Origin of the sequence: Pseudoalteromonas prydzensis (genome assembly GCF_011050055.1) — a bacterium.
GTDB classification, from domain to species: Bacteria; Pseudomonadota; Gammaproteobacteria; order Enterobacterales; family Alteromonadaceae; genus Pseudoalteromonas; species Pseudoalteromonas prydzensis_A.
This window is the reverse complement of sequence record NZ_DRGM01000173.1, coordinates 37823-56750: the sequence shown is the minus strand read 5'-3', so window position 1 is coordinate 56750 and position 18928 is coordinate 37823. Positions and strand designations below refer to the sequence as shown.

17 protein-coding genes are annotated in these 18928 nt (G+C 41.7%); 3 read left to right on the top strand and 14 right to left on the bottom strand.

The features are described from left to right. The 4 genes from ENH88_RS17115 to queA all read right to left on the bottom strand — a co-directional run. A partial coding sequence (locus tag ENH88_RS17115; RefSeq protein WP_414704854.1) for a SecDF P1 head subdomain-containing protein occupies positions 1 to 1201 on the bottom strand: 1201 nt, incomplete at its 3' end. Positions 1202 to 1223: 22 nt separating this feature from the next. After that, the gene (yajC, locus tag ENH88_RS17110; protein ID WP_016709184.1) at positions 1224 to 1562 is read right to left on the bottom strand and encodes a preprotein translocase subunit YajC; all 339 of its coding nucleotides are present in this window, start codon (positions 1560 to 1562) and stop codon (positions 1224 to 1226) included. A gap of 26 nt (positions 1563 to 1588) precedes the next feature. After that, on the bottom strand, positions 1589 to 2716 hold the full coding sequence (tgt, locus tag ENH88_RS17105) for a tRNA guanosine(34) transglycosylase Tgt (RefSeq protein WP_304184061.1): 1128 nt from the start codon (positions 2714 to 2716) through the stop codon (positions 1589 to 1591). 175 nt (positions 2717 to 2891) lie between these two features. Next, positions 2892 to 3923 carry a tRNA preQ1(34) S-adenosylmethionine ribosyltransferase-isomerase QueA gene (gene queA, locus ENH88_RS17100; RefSeq protein WP_304184060.1) on the bottom strand — a complete coding sequence of 344 codons (1032 nt, stop codon included), beginning with the start codon at positions 3921 to 3923 and terminating at the stop codon, positions 2892 to 2894. A 167-nt stretch (positions 3924 to 4090) separates the two neighbouring features. Between queA and ENH88_RS17095 the strand changes: the two genes are divergently transcribed. Beyond that, positions 4091 to 6616, top strand: coding sequence for an EAL domain-containing protein (locus ENH88_RS17095; RefSeq protein ID WP_304184059.1), 2526 nt, complete (start codon positions 4091 to 4093; stop codon positions 6614 to 6616). A 203-nt stretch (positions 6617 to 6819) separates the two neighbouring features. Beyond that, positions 6820 to 7044, top strand: a complete 225-nt coding sequence (locus tag ENH88_RS17090; protein WP_283709952.1) for a hypothetical protein — start codon at positions 6820 to 6822, stop codon at positions 7042 to 7044. 47 nt (positions 7045 to 7091) lie between these two features. On the opposite strand, the gene ENH88_RS17085 is transcribed toward ENH88_RS17090, so the two are convergent. The 10 genes from ENH88_RS17085 to ENH88_RS17040 all read right to left on the bottom strand — a co-directional run bounded on the left by ENH88_RS17085 (position 7092) and on the right by ENH88_RS17040 (position 17935). Next, positions 7092 to 8003 carry a hypothetical protein gene (locus ENH88_RS17085; RefSeq protein WP_304184057.1) on the bottom strand — a complete coding sequence of 304 codons (912 nt, stop codon included), beginning with the start codon at positions 8001 to 8003 and terminating at the stop codon, positions 7092 to 7094. Between the two features lie 11 nt (positions 8004 to 8014). After that, positions 8015 to 8605, bottom strand: coding sequence for a hypothetical protein (locus ENH88_RS17080; RefSeq protein ID WP_304184055.1), 591 nt, complete (start codon positions 8603 to 8605; stop codon positions 8015 to 8017). After that, positions 8598 to 9140 (bottom strand): RNA polymerase sigma factor, encoded by a 543-nt coding sequence (locus ENH88_RS17075; RefSeq protein WP_304184053.1) that lies wholly within the window; start codon positions 9138 to 9140, stop codon positions 8598 to 8600. Before ENH88_RS17075 ends, ENH88_RS17080 begins: the two co-directional genes overlap by 8 nt. Positions 9141 to 9251: 111 nt before the next feature. After that, positions 9252 to 10172 (bottom strand): hydrogen peroxide-inducible genes activator, encoded by a 921-nt coding sequence (locus tag ENH88_RS17070; protein ID WP_304184051.1) that lies wholly within the window; start codon positions 10170 to 10172, stop codon positions 9252 to 9254. A gap of 92 nt (positions 10173 to 10264) precedes the next feature. After that, positions 10265 to 11533, bottom strand: a complete 1269-nt coding sequence (locus ENH88_RS17065; protein WP_304184048.1) for an inorganic phosphate transporter — start codon at positions 11531 to 11533, stop codon at positions 10265 to 10267. A gap of 39 nt (positions 11534 to 11572) precedes the next feature. After that, on the bottom strand, positions 11573 to 12250 hold the full coding sequence (locus ENH88_RS17060) for a TIGR00153 family protein (protein WP_283709948.1): 678 nt from the start codon (positions 12248 to 12250) through the stop codon (positions 11573 to 11575). Positions 12251 to 12421: 171 nt separating this feature from the next. Further along, positions 12422 to 13123 (bottom strand): phosphate signaling complex protein PhoU, encoded by a 702-nt coding sequence (phoU, locus tag ENH88_RS17055; RefSeq protein WP_064668157.1) that lies wholly within the window; start codon positions 13121 to 13123, stop codon positions 12422 to 12424. A gap of 55 nt (positions 13124 to 13178) precedes the next feature. Next, on the bottom strand, positions 13179 to 14006 hold the full coding sequence (pstB, locus tag ENH88_RS17050) for a phosphate ABC transporter ATP-binding protein PstB (protein WP_192542357.1): 828 nt from the start codon (positions 14004 to 14006) through the stop codon (positions 13179 to 13181). Positions 14007 to 14033: 27 nt separating this feature from the next. Further along, the gene (gene pstA, locus ENH88_RS17045; RefSeq protein ID WP_304184046.1) at positions 14034 to 15683 is read right to left on the bottom strand and encodes a phosphate ABC transporter permease PstA; all 1650 of its coding nucleotides are present in this window, start codon (positions 15681 to 15683) and stop codon (positions 14034 to 14036) included. Between the two features lie 14 nt (positions 15684 to 15697). Then, complete coding sequence (locus ENH88_RS17040; RefSeq protein ID WP_304184043.1) at positions 15698 to 17935, bottom strand: ABC transporter permease subunit; 2238 nt, start codon at positions 17933 to 17935, stop codon at positions 15698 to 15700. Positions 17936 to 18312: 377 nt separating this feature from the next. Between ENH88_RS17040 and ENH88_RS17035 the strand changes: the two genes are divergently transcribed. After that, positions 18313 to 18819, top strand: a complete 507-nt coding sequence (locus tag ENH88_RS17035; RefSeq protein ID WP_304184041.1) for a glycine cleavage system protein R — start codon at positions 18313 to 18315, stop codon at positions 18817 to 18819. The last annotated feature ends 109 nt before the right edge of the window (positions 18820 to 18928 follow it).

Below are 18928 nucleotides of genomic sequence, written 5' to 3'. Positions count from 1 at the left end.
TTGCTACGTTGATTACTTCTTCCACTTTAATTGGTGGCAATGCTTTACCGTTTGCGTCTGTTTTTCCTGAAGGCTTGTATTCAATAAATACAGTAGCCATCCGCTTACCAATCGCACGTTTAGTAAAGGCATTCATTTTTGCGCCGCCTTTACTATCAAGGCTAATACTTACTTGCGGGCGTTGGTATTCATCAGCTCCAGATTGCGCGCCAGTAATATGGCTACCTTCTAGAATGATGCGTTTTTTCAGCACCACAGGATAACCATCGCGGCTCATGATCATTTCTGTGCCAGCAGGAATACGCCCCTGTGCCGCAGCTGAAGGATCTGCATTTTCGTCTACTTCACGAAACTCAAGGGTAGCTGTGGCACCTAAGATCTCTTTCGCTCGGGCAGTATCTTGCACACCAGGTAGTTGCACGATAATACGCTCAGCACCTTGGCGCTGCACGTTCGGCTCAGCAACACCTATTTGGTTGATACGGTTACGAATAATGGTTTCGTTTTGCTTGATTGCATAGTCACGAATTTCCTTTAGCTTTTGGTCACTAAGGCTGGCATAAAATGCATTATCGTTTGAGCTATCATCAATGAAGATGTGTAATGGGTAACGTGACTGTAAGAAGCGCTCTGCGGCGTCTTTATCTGCTTCGTTACGCATTTCAACGCGAAGACGTTCAGTGCCGGCTACGCGACGCACGGTACGATAACGCAGTTTTTCTTCACGTAGGTCACTTTTGTAATCTTGATCCATTTGCTCCAGCGCGTTATCAACCGCTGTCACCATGTCGATTTCCATCGTAAAGTGAACACCGCCACTTAAATCCAAGCCCAATTTCATTGGATTGCCACCAAGGGCTTTTAACCAATGAGGTTGCGCCGGGGCCATGTTAATGGCTGAGATGTAATCGTCGTTCAATGAATCACGCAATAAATCTTGCGCTTTAAGTTGCTCTTCAACGTTTTTGAAACGGATCAACACTTGGCCGTTTTCTAAAATTACTGACTTAACGGTAACGTTGTGTTTTTTGAGGGTCGCGTTTACTTTGTCTACGACACTGAGATCGGCATCGGTTCCTTTAGTACCTGAAATTTGTATGGCCGGATCACGGCCATACAAATTAGGTGAGGCATATAAAAGACCTATCGCAATCACAGCTAGAACAAGTAAATACTTCCATACTGGAAACTTGTTTAACACGTGGGCGTCCTTATTTTTATTATTATAGCGACTTCATTGTGCCTTTTGGCAATACTGCTGACACTGCTGATTTTTGTACAGTTACTTCAGCTTGATCGTTAAGTGAGATAACGATGAAGTCTTTATCTTCAGAGATTTTAGCAATTTTACCCACTAAACCACCTTGGGTTAATACTTCATCGCCTTTAGCCATCGCGTTCATTAGCGCTTTATGCTCTTTTACACGCTTAGCTTGCGGGCGGTAAATTAAGAAGTAAAATACTAGACCAAAAATAGCTAGCATAATCAACATCTCATAACCACCACCGGCTGGAGCTGCACCTGCCGCACTTGCGTGGGCGTTTGAAATAAATAAACTCATAACACTTCCTCTTTAATTTTTAAAATTTAATTTGTGGTATCTGCAAGCTCTGGCACTGCTTGGCCGCGGCGTGCATAAAAATCATTTACGAATTCATCTAACTTGCCTTCGCTGATCGCATTACGCAAACCTTCCATAACACGCTGATAATAACGTAAGTTATGAATTGTGTTTAGTCGTGCACCTAAAATTTCGTTACATTTATCAAGATGATGTAGGTACGCACGGGAATAATTCTTACAAGTATGGCAATCACACTCTGGATCCAGTGGACCAGTGTCTGTTTTATGCACTGCATTACGGATTTTCACAATGCCACCGGTTATAAATAAATGACCATTACGAGCATTGCGGGTTGGCATTACACAGTCAAACATATCGATGCCGCGACGAACAGCCTCAACTAAATCTTCTGGTTTACCTACGCCCATCAGGTAACGCGGTTTGTGCTCTGGCATTTTATACGCACAGTGATCAAGAATGTTAATCATCTCATTCTTAGGTTCACCCACAGATAAACCACCCAGTGCATAACCATCAAAACCAATTTCTTCTAATCCGGCTTGTGATTGCGCGCGTAACTCAGGGTACATACCGCCTTGGATAATACCAAATAAAGCGGATGGATTATCACCATGGCCTTCTTTTGAACGTTTCGCCCAACGCAGTGATAACTCCATTGACTCTTTAGCTTCTTTTTCGGTGGCTGGATAAGGCGTACATTCGTCAAAAATCATTACGATGTCTGAGCCTAAATCGCGCTGCACTTGCATCGCTTTTTCTGGCGATAGCATGATTTTTTCACCGTTTACGGGTGAACTAAATAACACACCTTCTTCAGAAATTTTCCGCATTGCACCTAAACTAAAAACTTGGAAACCGCCTGAATCAGTCAGGATAGGGCGATCCCAGTTCATAAAGCCATGTAAACCACCATGCTGTTTGATGATTTCAGTACCAGGGCGTAACATTAAGTGAAACGTATTACCTAAGCAAATATGCGCACCAGTGTCTTTTACTTCATCCGGGGTCATGCCTTTAACCGTGCCGTAAGTACCTACTGGCATAAATGCTGGCGTTTCGACTACGCCTCTATCAAAAATCAAGCGGCCGCGGCGGGCTTTACCGTCTGTACAGTCTAATTCAAACTTCATATCATCCTCAAATGTCAGAAAAACAGTCCAACAAGCTATAATTTAACCGCTCGATTCTATCATTAGTTAACGCAGCAATACTATTAATTGGGCTAAAAGCGATAATTAAAAGTGTAAAAAGTAAAACTAAAAAGCCCAACATCAAGCTGGGCTTTAAAATAATCAGCTGCGGTGCTTATTTGCGGGTTAAGAACATCGCATCGCCGTAGCTAAAAAAGCGGTATTTTTGTGCAATTGCGGTTTGGTATGCACTCATAATATTATCTTGCCCAGCAAACGCGCTAACCAGCATGATCAATGTCGATTCCGATAAGTGAAAATTAGTCACCATGGCATCAACCACATTAAATTGGTAACCCGGATAAATAAAGATATCAGTATCGCCAAAGTAGCTGGCTAATTGGCCGCCGTGTATTTTAGCCGCTGATTCTAATGAACGAACAGACGTCGTGCCTACCGCAATCACTCGCCCGCCGTTAGCTTTAGTTGCTGCAACAGCTGCCACAACATCATCGGGTACTTCAATGTACTCTGAGTGCATTATATGATCATCAACCGAATCTACTCGCACCGGTTGAAATGTCCCCGCGCCAACATGCAAAGTAACAAAGGCCATGTTTACGCCTTTCGCTTTCAATGCCGCCATGAGCGAGTCATCAAAATGCAGGCCTGCGGTCGGTGCTGCAACCGCACCTGGTTTTTCACCATATACGGTTTGATAACGTTTGCGGTCTTCATCGGTGTCTGGGCGATCAATGTACGGCGGTAAAGGCATATGGCCAATATCATTTAAAATCTCCAGCACGTTTTGCTCAGCTGTAAATTCCAATTCAAACAATTCGCCATGACGGCCAACCATAGTCGCTTCTGCTTTGCCTTCGAGAATAATAGTGGTGCCTGGTTTGGGCGATTTACTGGCGCGTACATGGGCAAGCACCCGATGCTCATCCAGCACTCGCTCTACCAGTACTTCAAGTTTGCCGCCAGATGCTTTTTGGCCATACATTCGCGCAGGGATCACTTTAGTATTGTTAAATACCAACAAGTCATTTTCATTTACTAAATCAAGAACATCGCTAAATATTTTATGCTCTACAGTGCCACTTGGGCCATCTAAAGTCAGTAAACGGCTGCTAGTTCGCTCCTGCTTAGGAAAACGAGCAATTAATTCATCAGGTAGGTCAAAGCTAAAATCAGCCACGCGCATAGGATATATCCAGATCAAAAAAGTCGCGCCAAGTTTAACTGTATCGCGCTATTAGCTCAACCAACGGCTTTAATAAAAATACCCTGCAATGTTCTCTTGTGGTTCAGGACAAATGGCATTATTCTACTGAACTGAATTAAAGCTGGGTTGAAAAGAGGTATGACATAATGGCTAAGCAGCTAACTTTGCTGATATTAAATGCCAGTGTCGCTGAGCGTCAGGCAGTTAAGTCAACCTTAAATCGACTCAATGTGTTTACGTTTCTTGAAGTAGCCGATAGCCAGCAAGCCCTCGAAATTCTAAAATCTCAAGCTGTTGATGTCATTATTACTGGGCTCAATGTTGGTAAAATCGACGGTTGGCGGTTCTCGCGCATGATCCGCTCAGGGCTATTAAAAACCCCAAAAAACACCCCCATTGTACTCACCCCCCCTATTTATTGTGAGCGCATAGCAGAGACAACCGCACGTAGTTATGGCATAGATGCGGTGCTGCCTTTTGAACGCCAAGACATGCTGCCGCAAGTGTTAGCCAATGTGTTATCCACGCATTTAGAAAAAAGCAGTCGTTTAGACTTATTGCTGCTTGAAGCCGATAGCGTTAAAGCGGCTAAAATAGCAGAACAATTACAGCTTAACTTTGCCTGCACCCATGTTGCTAATAATAAACAAGCCTTATCTATCTATTTACAGCAAAAGTTTGCCATTGTGCTACTTGATGCAACCGCAGCGTATGCGGGAGCTGCAAGCCAATTAGTTGAAGAAATTTTACAGCATAATCCAAAGCAAGCCATTGTAACTATTATTGATACAAAAGATGCAAACCATGCTGAGCAACTGTTACTTTCTGGCGTCACGGACTTCATTCGCGCGCCCTACGAACATTCATTGCTAACCAAAGTATGCGACCATGCGGCGCGGCGCGAAGATTTTATGGTCAGTTATGCTGAATTTGCACAAAAGGTTGAACAACTAAGTCAAAGTCAGAACCGTTATAAAGAGCTGTTTTCAGCCCATCAGCGGATATTGCTGCATCTTAATACTGTGGTGCTTGAGTTTGATCAACAAGGCCGAATTCGTTTTATCAACCCTGCGTGGGAGGCGCTCAGTGGTTTTGGTATAAAACAAACCTTGAGCAAAGCACTCTCTGACTTTTGTATTAATGACTGTAAAGACAAGCTACTTGATACCATTAGCAGTATTTTGCAAGGCGGCGCTTTGCAACAGCAAGTAGAAGTGCAAATTATTCATAAAGATGGCCGCGCTATCTGGGTTGAATGTCGGTTACAGTTGATCAAAAACAGTAGTAACGCTGCAACGATTACCGCCACTATCGATAATATTCATGAGCGCAAACAAGCTGAATTACAACTGCGCCATTTAGCCTTACATGACACTTTAACCGGTTTACATAATCGCTATTATTTTGATCAGCAACTGAATCGAATTTGCCAATCACAACGCACCTATGGCGACATAGAGCATGCCTTAATTTATATTGACCTTGATCACTTTAAAATAATTAATGACAGTAAAGGCCACCAACAAGGCGATATTGTTCTTAAAGAAGTTGCGCAGCTATTTACCGCCAACATCAGTAATGAACATTTAGTGTGCCGTATTGGTGGTGACGAATTTGCCGTGATCTTAAAAAATATGAATTTGCTTGATGCGCACTTAATCGCAGAAAGCATTTGTATGGCGATTGAAGGTCACCAGTTTAAATCTGCAGAACAAATTTATTCTATCAGCTGCTCAATTGGCTTAACGCAAATAACAGCCGCCAACCACGATCCGAGTGAATGTTTAAAACAAGCCGATATTGCCTTATATGTTGCAAAAAGCTTGGGCCGTAATTTAGTGCATTGTTACTCAAAAGAAGATGCTAACCATAACACCTTGCAAGCTGGCTTAGAGTGGGGACACAGTATTCGTCAAGCACTGCAGCAAAACCAAATTGAATTGCATTACCAGCCAATTTGGGACTTTAAACAAGGTGGCGTTGCTTATTTTGAAGCTTTGTTGCGCTTAAAACTCGACGGCGAACTCATCTACCCCAATCAATTTATTCCGTCATTGGAATTATTAAACGATACTTATTTGATGGATCAATGTGTGATCAGTAATGCAATAGCTGCCATCGCTGCCAATCCTGAACTAAATCAAGTAGCGATTAACCTCTCGGCGCAATCGTTTTTAGATGAACGCTTATTACCGCATATCGAATCCACCCTTGAAAAATGTCAGGTCGTGCCGACTCGGGTTATTTTTGAAATTACCGAATCAGCCAGTATTAATAATCTAGCGGCAACAAGAACAATGATTGAAAAACTCAATCGCTTAGGCTGCCACTTCTCAATTGATGACTTTGGAACTGGCTTTAGTACCTTTAATTATCTTAAGCAACTACCTGCGCAGCACGTTAAAATAGATGGCTCGTTTGTTCGCGATATGCTCAATGATCCTATTGATTTAGCGCTAGTTAAAGCAATTAATGATATTAGTCGCTCGCTGGATAAGCGCTCAGTAGCTGAATATGTGGAAAGCAAAGAGATTTTTTTAGCGCTGAAAGAAATTGGCGTTGATTATGGCCAAGGCTACTTTATTTCTCGTCCAGTGCCGGTAGAAAAAATAAAACATCAATTACAAAAAATTTCTGAAAACAAAACTTTTTACGAACAACCACCTAGCTAAAACGATTACATTTTCACACCATTCAGCGTGTTTTTTTACTTCCATCTTATGATAACTCATCTATACTTTGCCTATCGGCCGATCAATGTCTTGCTATTATGATGATTTTCAAAAAATAACATGACATCACCGAATGACCACAACATACTACGGAACAACTAACATGTTGTTATTAGTATTATTGTCAATTTATGGAGTGAATTATGACGCAACTAATCGTGCTATTACTAGTGGTAAACTTAGGGATAACTTACCAATGCTACCGTTATGCCGAACGTAAAGGCTACCCGGTAACAACATTTACTTGCTTAGGACTGATCCCCTATTTTAATTTAGTGGTGTGGGTGTATTTATTGTTCTTACCCGATATTACGCCTTTCAATAAACAGTTTGAATATGAAGTACATAATGAAAAGCAGCCTTTGTAAACGGCTGCTTTGTTGGTCAGGGATAGTTGTTAATTGAGCGCAGTTAATCAAAATTGATAGCTAATTGCCTTAAGGGCTAAATCACCGGCTTTAATGTCGCCTACTACGCACTTTTTGATATCGGCTTTATTGAATACTTTGATCAAACTTTTGTTTTTATCAGCCAAGCCTTTGAGTACAAAACTGACATGCTCATCGTTTGGTAAACTACGCAAGCCGCTGCCATAGTCACAAAGCGTTAAACTAATACTGTGATTGACCTGTGTGAGCAGCTTTTGCTGCTCTGCGGCTTGCTGTTTTTCACGCTCAGCTTGCTTTGCGTTTATATCTTGGCGTAATTGCTGTTGCTGTTTAGTAAGTGTGGTTTGTTGCTTTTCAAGCTTAGCGATCTCTTTTTCGAGTGTTTTTTTACGTTGTTCAAGCTCTTTGGCTTCGACGCTATTATCATGGCGGCTAGCAAATTCTAAATCTCGTTTTTCACGCTCCAAATCACGTAAGTCACGGCTAACATCACGCTCTTGCTCAGCAATGTCGCGCACTCGCTCTGCACCTTCACGCATAACTTCCATCGCTTGTTGGTAAGCTTCTCTTGATGACTCAACGGCTTGCTCACTTAATACTTCAACATGATCACTAATGAATTCAACATTCACATTTGAAAAATCAATATCGGGTAAAGGTGGCAACGGCGCATTTGGCGCGTGACTAAAAATTGTCTGCCAACGGCTTGCGCCTCGCACATCCAACTCAAATACCACACCTTGATCAACAAAGTAATTAGCTGAAATTGCGCGGATTTTTTTATCCGTGTCCTGCTTTAAGGCGCTGCTTAAAATGTTTTCCATAATACCGACTTCACGCTGGATAGCGGCCAATTCTGCAGGGGTTTTTGCCTGTAGATTGCCAGCGGCACAACCAATAACCGCCATGATAACGCTGCTGATAAGTTTTTTATTCATGCTCTTTGCTCCTAGTTTTTCGCAATCGCGGCCATTGGCTGCTCTTGTACTTGTTCGGCTAAGTCGTTTAGCTGCATCCGCAGATACGCTTGATCTTGAGCACGCTGGGTTTTGATATAGGTAATTAAGCTATTAAGGTCTTCTTGGCGTTCAACGCGCCCAGTCGTTATAGCCTCTTTAGCTAGTTGATACATTTGCTGCTGCTGTAATTCATTTTGCGCCGTGATAATTTTTTGCAGCTGATCAATTTGCTTTTGTTGTGACTCTAATAGCTGCGTTTGTTTCGCGACCTGATCCAGTAATTCTGGTGCCTGTTGCTGCGGCATAACTAAAAAGGCTAGCGCACAAATCATGACTGATGCTGCAACAGCCCACACACTGGCTATACCAAATACGCCCACAGACGCAACCTGTGGCATTGTTGATTGACGATCCCATTGTGGTACTGGTACTGTTTTATATTCGCTGCTATGTTGCTGCCAAGCCTGTGCCTGACTCATCAACGCACGATATTCTGGGTCATTTTCAAGCTGCTGTAATTGCGCATCACTCAAAACGTTACCCTCTAACCATTGCTCAAAAAGTGCCTCTAAATTAGCCATCGACGGCCTCCAAATGAACTTTTAATTTACCTAATGCACTGTATAACCGTGACTTGGCGGTGTTTGTGGAAATATCGAGTTGCTCAGCAATCTCTTCAAAGGTGCAATGTTGAAAAAACTTTAGCTCGACCACTAAACGTTGCTCCCACGGTAAGTTATTTAACATCGTTGTTAATTGTTGATGTTGAACTTGCACTAACTGATTGCTCTCCAGCTCGCTGTGCTCACATGCCTGTTCAGGCACTTCATCAAGACTCTGGAAATGCTTGCGACGACGATAATACTCAACGCTACGACGGTGTACTATTTGGAACACCCAAGTGTTAAAACTCGATTCACCACGAAAACTTGGCAAACTTTTATACACAGAGATAAACACTTCTTGCATTAAATCCATGGCATCATCAGGATTACTGAGCATCCGCAAGCAATAGTTATAAACTTGGCTTTCATGCTGTTGAACCAGCTTAAGCCAGGCGCGTTTATTTCCTTGCTGTGCTTTGCCGATTAATGTTTCTAGTGATTGAAAAAACACGGTTCTCGATGCTTAGTTATATTACTTATTAGGTTAGTCGATAGAGCGAGGAAGATAGTTTGCAAAAGATGAAAATAAATTAAAATAAATGAAAAAGCTCACGCTAATGAGCTATTCCTGCGAAGTTAACCGGCATTGCTGTTTTAAAAAACTCTCTAGCATTTGGCTAAATAAACGAAAGTCGCGAATGCGTCCGGTGGTTTTGCGCCATAAAATACCAATATCACGGTATGCGTCACTTTGCGATGGCGTTGCCAGCATATCCTTGTTCGCTAAAATACCGGCGTTAATTGCCATTTGCGGCAAAAACGTTACTCCTAGCTGATGCTCAACCATACTCAGCAATGTATGCAAACTGGCTGCTTCAAATGGATTGATACAACTCGAACGGTTTAAGTGGCACGCACTGAGCGCATGCCCCGTCATACAATGCTCTCGCTCTAATAAGAACACGCTGGCTTCCGGTAACAAGTTAAAATCTTCGATGTTCTTAGCAGGTAAGTAATCTTTATGATGCACTAAACAAAAATGATCTTGTGCGAGCACTTGAGTATGGAACTTATCGGTGTCGTAAGGTAACGCCAATAATGCCATATCGATATGGCCATGCTCTAACTTATCCAGCAAGCTATCGCTGGTATCTTCTACCAGAACCAGCTCTAAATCAGCAAATTGCTGCTGACAAAGGTGATATAAAGGTGCCGCAATAAAACTAGCAATCGTTGGAATAACACCGAGTGTGAGCTTACCGCTTAGCGGTGTTAAATGGCTTTTGGTCAGCTCTCTAACGCTGAGCGTATCGTCAATAATTTTGCGTGCCCGTGCTACCACTTCTTCGCCGATGGCGGTGAACATCAAGCTGCGATTTTCACGCTCGATGAGTTGGCAACCAAGTGTTTCTTCAAGGGTTTGAATCGCACTACTGAGTGTTGACTGCCCGATGAAACACGCACTTGCTGCGCGGCCAAAATGCTGATGCTGATGAACTGCCAATAAATACTGCAGCTGTTTAATACTTGGTAAGTTCGTCATACTTTCTTTATCCACAAATAAAAAGACCCCAACACCAAGGGCGTTGAGATCTTTTCAAGCTAAAAGTCTGTGATACTCAAAAGCTGCTGGATTTAAACTCCAAAGGCAGTTCTCAGTATGTAGAAAATAACAATAGCAAGGGCAGCGCCAACTGGCAATGTAATTACCCAAGAAACTACAATGTTTCTGATCACACCCATGTTAAGTGCAGCAATACCACGAGCCATACCTACCCCTAACACCGCGCCAACTAAGGTTTGCGTGGTAGAAATTGGTAAACCAGTACCTGATGCAATAACAACTGTAGATGCTGCGGCTAATTCAGCAGCAAAACCACGACTTGGTGTTAAATGCGTAATGCCTTCACCAATGGTCTTGATTACTTTCTTACCTAAAATTGCAAGACCAGCAACAATACCGAAACCACCTAGTGGTAAAATCCACCATGCGATTGTCGCTTGTTTAGCTATTTCGCCATTGTTTTCAACAATGTTTACAACTGCCGCTAGTGGACCAATGGCGTTAGCCACGTCATTCGAACCATGCGCAAAGGCCATACAACATGCAGTTAATACCATTAAGATAGCAAATACTTTCTCAACGTTATTAAATTGCATTTTCTTATCCGCTTTTGGATCAATCTTTAAGCGAGAAATAACGATTTTACCAATAATACCAACAATCACTGCAATACCGATTGCTAATAAGTAACCTTCGACAGCGCCGATATTAATGCCAATGTGCTTTAAGCCTTTTTTGATCGTAACCAAAGACATAATAAAGCCCGCTAAACCCATATAAATAGGTACGAAACGTTTGGCATTTTTAAGTGGTGCATCGGTATCAAAAATCAGTTTTTGCGCACTCATGAAGATCAAATACGCGATAAAGCCTGAAATAGCAGGGGTTACGATCCAACTCCCAACAATGCCAGCCACTCTATTCCATTGAATCGCTTCGCTGCCAACCGCAACTAATGCAAAACCAATAATAGCACCAATAATTGAGTGTGTTGTTGATACCGGCCAACCTAAGAAGGATGCGATTAACAACCAACTACCGGCTGCAAATAATGCCGAGATCATACCCAATACCATCAGTTCAGGAAGCTCTAAAAATGGTGTTGAATCGATAATACCTTTACGAATTGTCGATGTTACTTCACCGCCAGCTAAGTAGGCGCCTGCAAATTCAAAAATCATCGCAATAAAAATTGCTTGCTTAATGGTTAATGCTTTGGAACCTACCGATGTGCCCATCGCATTAGCAACGTCATTCGCGCCAATACCATAAGCCATAAAAAAACCGACTGCTGCGGCAATTAAAATTAATACCGTGCCATAAGATGCAATGATATCCATTGTGTAACCCTAATCTTTCGTTATTGAACTGAGTGTAAATTAACGAGCTAACATCAGCTCAAGACGTGAACCTACGCGCTCTGCAATATCTGCCAGTTCGCCGACCCATTCGATGATTTTGTATAAAAACATTACATCAATTGGATTTAGTCCATCTTCAACGGCGCGTAATTGGCGACGTATTATGATTTGCATATCATCCGTGTCTTGTTCAATTGCATCCAATTCAACGAGCATTTTTTCGACTAAGGTCACCTCGCGACCTTTAAAACCAGTCTCTAATAACTCATCTAGCTCATTAATTGCATTTGATGCTTGTTTAGTGGCATCAACACAACGAGTCACATAAGCTAGAAAATCAGCTTGAATTTCTTTTGGTATGGTCATCTCACGACCAATTACACGACCAGCAATGTCTTTTGCTTTATTAGCAATTTTGTCTTGCTGGGTGACGAGTTCGAGCAGATCTGTACGCTCTACCGGCATGAATAAACCACGCGGCAGTTGTAAACGTATATTTCTTTTCATGTCGTCGGCTTCACGTTCTAAAGTACGAATGTTCAAGCGAATCTCTTCTGCTTGTTGCCACTCTTCTTTAAATACATGATTGAAAAAAGGGATCAAAGCTTTACTTGCTTGATGTACCTTCTTGATGTGATCTTCCATTGGCTTTATAGGAGATTTTGCGAATACTCCTAAAAATGCGTTTGTAGGCATAACTGACCCTTAAATCAAATTAGTATGCTTTGCGGCGTGAATTTTACAGCATTCACCGCGATTGTGAATGCTTTTATTACATCACAGCTGCCGCTACAGCATTATAATTATAACGAAAACATGAAAAGCGGCAATTAGCCGCTTTAATAAAACCAGGCGGTATCAAAAAATCTATAACGATTTTTCTATATCCTCTTGAGATGTATGACGAATATCTTTGCCATTAACAAAGTAAATAATATATTCAGAGATATTTTGGCAACGATCGCCAATCCGTTCCAATGAACGTACCGACCAAACTAAATCCATAATTTTTGGAATTGAACGCGGGTCTTCCATCATATAGGTCATAATTTGGCGAGTAATTGCTTCGTATTCGCGGTCAACCTTGGCATCTTCTTTATGTACTTCAAATGCTTTTTGCACATCCATACGCGCGAAAGCATCGAGTACATCATGCAGCATTTTAGAAACTTGGCGACCCATATTTTCAATATTAACCAATAAATCTTGCTGATCTTTAGTAAATGAATCGAGGGCGACTTTAGCAATCCGCTCAGCTTCATCACCAATACGCTCTAAATCTGCAATGGTTTTTGCGATCGCAACCACTAAGCGTAAATCACTGGCCGCCGGCTGACGACGCGCAATAATACGGGTACATTCTTCATCAATGTTCACTTCCATGGCATTGACTTTATAGTCATTTTCCCGCACTTTTCGGGCTAATTCAGCATCGCCATTACTTACTGCATCAAGTGCGCTGTTTAGTTGCTGCTCAACTAAACCACCCATACTTAATACATGATTACGAACGTTTTCTAGCTCTTGATTAAAGCGGCCAGAAATATGCTTATTAATATTGTGTTCCATTGTCTACCTTCTTATCAAAATCGTTCACGCCACCCGAAAATAGTATGCCTGATCACTAGCCGTAACGACCGGTAATATAATCTTCAGTTTTCTTTTTCGCTGGAGTTGTAAATAATGTATTGGTATTTGAGTACTCGATTAATTCACCCATGTACATAAAGGCCGTTTGATCAGAAACCCGCGCAGCTTGTTGCATGTTGTGGGTAACAATAACAACGGTAAACTTATTTTTTAAATCGTTAATTAGTTCTTCAATTACCAGTGTTGAAATAGGATCCAATGCTGATGTTGGTTCATCAAGTAATAACACTTCTGGTTCAATGGCAATAGAGCGGGCAATCACTAAACGTTGCTGCTGACCACCAGATAAACCAAAAGCACTATCGTGAAGACGGTCTTTTACTTCATCCCATAACGCCGCACCACGTAATGACTGCTCAACGACTTCATCTAATTTACGTTTTTCTTTGATGCCTTGTAAGCGTAGGCCATAAACCACATTTTCGTAGATTGATTTAGGAAATGGATTCGGGCGCTGGAACACCATACCAACATTACGGCGCAGTGCTGCAACATCAACGCTTTTATCATAGATGTTTTGTCCGTGAAGTAATATTTCACCTTCAATGCGACAGCTATCAACCAAATCGTTCATGCGATTAATACAGCGTAGTAATGTTGATTTACCACAACCAGATGGCCCGATAAACGCGGTTACTTGCCCTTTAGGGATGCTCATACTGACTGAGCTAAGCGCTTGTTTATCACCATAGTAAAGATCTAAGTTTTTGATCTCGAGTGCTGTTTGCTCGGTGCTTAAATTGTCTAAATCCAATTTCAAACTGCCGTTTGCTTGGTTTACTTGTGGAGCGACTGTAATCATGTTTGTTACCTATAAAATCTTTACTAATTATTGATCAAGCGATCTAAACTTTTCACGTAAATGGTTACGTATGCCGATTGCGGTAATATTCAGGGTAATAATCACTGATACCAGCAAGAATGCGGTGGCATAAACCAACGGCCGAGCCGCTTCAACATTCGGGCTTTGGAAACCGACGTCGTATATATGAAAGCCTAAGTGCATGAATTTGCGATCTAAGTGAAAATACGGGAAGTTACCATCAAGCGGTAGTGTCGGTGCCATTTTAACTACACCAACTAACATCAATGGCGCTACTTCACCTGCCGCACGGGCAACCGCTAATATTAACCCTGTCATAATCGCTGGACTTGCCATTGGCACTATAATACGCCATAACGTTTCCGCTTGCGTTGCGCCAAGCGCTAAAGAGCCATGACGAACCGTACTTGGAATACGTGATAAACCTTCTTCGGTTGAAACAATCACTACCGGTAATGTTAAAATTGCCAACGTCAATGCTGACCACATTACCCCTGGGGTACCAAATACTGGGCTTGGTGATGCCTCTGGGTAGAATAACTGATCTAAGCTGCCACCTAACACATAAACAAAAAACCCTAAGCCAAATACACCATAAACAATCGATGGCACACCGGCTAAGTTGATCACCGCAATACGGATCATCTTAGTCACGGCATTTTTAGAGGCGTATTCATGTAAGTAAATCGCTGCCACAACCCCAAATGGAGTAACAATCACGGCCATTAGCATAACCATAAACACAGTACCGAATATAGCAGGGAATACGCCGCCTTCGGTATTGGCTTCACGTGGATCATCGGCGACAAACTTACCTAGCTGAACAAAATAGTGACCTAACTTTGCAACAAAGCCCATGTCATTTGGAAACCAAAAATCAAGTACTTGGTATAACGGTAAAGTAACGATTTCACCACGCATATCTTTTACTGTTACTTGGTCACGCTGAGCTTGTTTACGCAGTGCAAATAATTGTTTTTCTAACTCGCCGTATTCAGCTCTTAAATCAGCGCGATCTTGTGCAAGTTCTGCGACGCGCTCATCGGTTAAAGCATCATCAAGTAGATATGACTTCTCTTTTAAGCGTAGGCGCTCTAACTGATAGTTAATATGACCAATGTCGCCGTTTTGTAGATCAAGTGCTTGATCGTTTAATTCAACAGCCCGTTCAACTAACTCTTCAAGTACTGCAGTTTTATTTTCAGTAATGACTTGGCCGTCTTTTATTACATTTTCTACATAACCATAAAAATTACCGTTTTTACTACGCTCAAATACGGCAATAGCGGCAGGTGTGGTGTTTGATTTTATGTCGGTTTCAAGCACCCAACGAAAATCTAAATCAACGTATTCACGGTTACCCGTTTTAATCAAAAAGCGCTCTAGGTGCTCTTTATCAAAACCAGATAAATCAACACCGGTTGCTTCAAGGCGCGATTTAGGCACCATTTCACGATCGTAAACTTCACCGATTACCGTTTGCTGCACAACTGAGCCTTGTAGCTCTAGTTGTACAACTTGTGATGGCCAGAAGAAACTTAATCCTTTCCAAGCGATCATGGCTAATAACCCTAATACGGAAATCAAACTGATACTAACCGCACCACCTGTCATCCATATCCAAGGAGAACCTGACTTAAACCACTGCTTTATCATGTCGTGTCTCCCACTTACATCGAGCTGTATTTATCACGCAACTGCTGACGAACAAACTCAGCAATCGTGTTAAAAATAAAGGTGAATATGAATAATACAAATGCGGCTAAGAACAGAATACGATAGTGCGAACTACCCACTTCTGATTCTGGCATTTCTACTGCGATATTAGCTGCTAAAGTACGCATACCTTGGAAAATACTCCAATCCATTATTGGTGTGTTACCGGTTGCCATTAGTACGATCATGGTTTCACCTACGGCGCGACCGAGTCCCATCATCACGGCAGAGAAAATACCCGGGCTGGCAGTTAATAGCACAACACTTACCAGTGTTTGCCATTGCGTTGCACCCAGCGCTAATGAACCGTTTGATAAATGTTTAGGAACACTAAACACGGCATCTTCTGCAATTGAGAAAATAGTTGGGATAACCGCAAACCCCATCGCAATACCAACAACCAGTGAGTTACGTTGATCGAACGTCATACCTAATTCATTGGTCAGGTATTGGCGCACATTACCGTCAAACATCCAAAGTTCTATTGCGCCACTCATGGCAAACGCTAACCAACCAATAAATAGCAGTACTGGAATTAGTAAAATTGAATGAGCCCCATCAGGGACACGGTGGCGAATGCTTTCAGGTAATTTAGTCCACGCGAATGCGGTCAATAAAATACCCAGCGGTAACATAAACAATAAGCCTACAATTGCCGGTAAGTGCTCTTCAATCAGTGGTGCAAGCCACAGGCCCGCTAAAAATCCTAAGATTACGGTTGGTAATGCTTCCATAATTTCAACCGTTGGTTTAACAACTTTACGTAATGAACCAGACATAAAGTAAGCAGTATAAATTGCCGCAGAAAGCGCAATTGGCACGGCAAATAACATCGCATATAAAGCCGCTTTGATAGTACCGAACGAAATTGGTACTAAAGAAAATTTCGACTCAAAATCATCCCCTGCAGACGTTGATTGCCAAATATAACCAGGCTCAGGGTAACCTTCATACCATACTTCTTGCCATAACGCTGACCACGTTACTTCTGGATGCTCATTATGGATTTCAACCACAGTTAACTTATTATCCGCTAAGATAAGCGCCGCATTTGAGCGAGGTGCAATAGCAAAGTTTTCAATCGGACCGTCACTGATTTTACCTTGCCATAATTTTGCTTCACTGGTGGTGTAATAAACACCCAATTCACCGTTGCTGCTTGTGGTGAAGAAAGTACGACGGTAAAACTCAGTAAATATATCTAACTTAGGTTGCTTTGACGTTTCAAAGGCGCGTATCTTTTGATATTCACGGCCTGTATCTGTGTTTACTTCAAACCATTGTGATACTTCGCCATTATCATTTGCCAGCATCAATGAGTTAGCACCAGCTAATAATTGTGCTGCCACTAGGTTGGCATTTTCTTCATTGGCCGCCAGCATTTGAATTAATTCAACTTCGCTTGGATCGCGAGTATCGTAAACATAGATTTGATTAGCAGAACGAACAAAAGTACGGGTGGTATCTGGCGACATCAACAGTTGGTCAACACGTCCTTCAACATCTAGTTCAGTGCGCTCAACTTGCCATTCAACTTCACCGCTAAACATGTTTTCTTCAGCAACAAAGCTGCTAAAAATGACGCGTTTATCTTCAGTTTGTGCCACAACAGCGGTTTTATCTTCATAATGACTAAAAGCAAATTGTTTAATTGCTGCGCCTTCTGCATCAACTTGTAATGGTTTATCTTCACCCAATGGATAACCCAAGCGCGGGGTTAATTTACGCTCGTTATTAGGAAAGGTGACTAAAAATTTAGGCGCAACCAAAACCACAGAGCCGTTTTCAAGTCCGTATGCATAATGCCCTTGAAAAGGCGCACTAACGGCAAAACTACTCACGTCACTATCGAGTGGCACAGCTAAGCTTTTAAGTTTTTTACCAAAGCCTTGTTTCTCAACGCTATAGAAATCAACATTACCTTGTTTGCTCAGTAAAAAAGCCACTTCGGTTTGTTCTTCAACACCTAAGCCAACAATTTGATCTGCATTGCTGAGTACAAAGCTATCGCGAGTTTCTACTTTCGCTGATTCGAAAATAGGTTGCACAACATACAATAAATAGAAGAATATCAATAGCAAAGCTATCAATACCATAATACCGCCAGCGGTAATGCTAAATTTGGCAAACCGATCTTTAAATAGACGGCTTCTATCCGTATTAAAAGACGGTTTATTCGGATTGGAAGTCATCAAAACACCTATAAATCTTAACGTTGAGTAGATTATATTTCACCAAGATGACAGTATTGTTACAAACGTCATAATTGCTTAGGCTTTGTTGTTATATTCATTATAACCAGTCAAACAGTGTTTATATTCAATAAGTTAAAATTTTATGACATGTTGAAAAACTTTCAACTTAGTAATTTGTTATTGAATAACATAAGTTTAGAAAGTTTATCTCGTTAACTCACACTATATTACTGCTTTTACGTTGAACTAATGGCAAAAAAATTGGACAAATTTGGGGACTGAGTCAATACTCAATTCGGTTCATTTTTAATATAACAACAATTTCATGCCTGAGCATTTATTATTTAATTACGGCAAATTAAAGGGTTTACCATATGAAACAATTAGTTATCACCATTTTAGGGCAAGATCGTCCTGGACTTGTAGAGGATATTTCCTCTGCAGTTTTAAATCATCATGGTAACTGGCTCACCAGTAATTTAAGCCATTTAGCGGGTCATTTTGCTGGCATTATCGAAGTAGCAGTACCAGCGGAGCATCTACAAGAATTACAAGATTCATTACACAACCTGCCGCAGCTTGAAGTACGCATTGAAACTGGCAGCGATGAACTTCCTGACACGCCAGCTGAAGAGCTTAACTTTGTGATCACTGGCAATGATCGTCCTGGCATTATTCAAGAGCTTGCAGGTGTATTACGGCATAAAGGCGCAAATATTACCCACCTAAACTCTAAGCAACAAAGCGCGCCAAACTGGGGAGTGCCTATTTTTAGTGCTGTCGCTACGGTTGCGCTACCTGCAGGTATGAATAAAGACGAAGTAGTCGCTGCACTTGAAGCAATTACCGCTGATTTAATTGTTGATATTGAAGACGCTTAAAGCACCCTAAAATCCAACCCCCAGCATCAATAAGCGTGTCATAAAAGTGACACGCTTGTCATTTTTGTGTCATCTAAGTACTTTATATTTTGTTCAATTGCTATCCAAG

Coding starts and splice junctions, on each gene's coding strand:
- yajC (WP_016709184.1), bottom strand. CDS start 1,562: ATGAGTTTATTTATTTCAAACGCCCACGCAAGTGCGGCAGGTGCAGCT.
- tgt (WP_304184061.1), bottom strand. CDS start 2,716: ATGAAGTTTGAATTAGACTGTACAGACGGTAAAGCCCGCCGCGGCCGC.
- queA (WP_304184060.1), bottom strand. CDS start 3,923: ATGCGCGTGGCTGATTTTAGCTTTGACCTACCTGATGAATTAATTGCT.
- ENH88_RS17095 (WP_304184059.1), top strand. CDS start 4,091: ATGGCTAAGCAGCTAACTTTGCTGATATTAAATGCCAGTGTCGCTGAG.
- ENH88_RS17090 (WP_283709952.1), top strand. CDS start 6,820: ATGACGCAACTAATCGTGCTATTACTAGTGGTAAACTTAGGGATAACT.
- ENH88_RS17085 (WP_304184057.1), bottom strand. CDS start 8,003: ATGAATAAAAAACTTATCAGCAGCGTTATCATGGCGGTTATTGGTTGT.
- ENH88_RS17080 (WP_304184055.1), bottom strand. CDS start 8,605: ATGGCTAATTTAGAGGCACTTTTTGAGCAATGGTTAGAGGGTAACGTT.
- ENH88_RS17070 (WP_304184051.1), bottom strand. CDS start 10,172: ATGACGAACTTACCAAGTATTAAACAGCTGCAGTATTTATTGGCAGTT.
- ENH88_RS17065 (WP_304184048.1), bottom strand. CDS start 11,533: ATGGATATCATTGCATCTTATGGCACGGTATTAATTTTAATTGCCGCA.
- ENH88_RS17060 (WP_283709948.1), bottom strand. CDS start 12,250: ATGCCTACAAACGCATTTTTAGGAGTATTCGCAAAATCTCCTATAAAG.
- phoU (WP_064668157.1), bottom strand. CDS start 13,123: ATGGAACACAATATTAATAAGCATATTTCTGGCCGCTTTAATCAAGAG.
- pstB (WP_192542357.1), bottom strand. CDS start 14,006: ATGATTACAGTCGCTCCACAAGTAAACCAAGCAAACGGCAGTTTGAAA.
- pstA (WP_304184046.1), bottom strand. CDS start 15,683: ATGATAAAGCAGTGGTTTAAGTCAGGTTCTCCTTGGATATGGATGACA.
- ENH88_RS17040 (WP_304184043.1), bottom strand. CDS start 17,935: ATGACTTCCAATCCGAATAAACCGTCTTTTAATACGGATAGAAGCCGT.
- ENH88_RS17035 (WP_304184041.1), top strand. CDS start 18,313: ATGAAACAATTAGTTATCACCATTTTAGGGCAAGATCGTCCTGGACTT.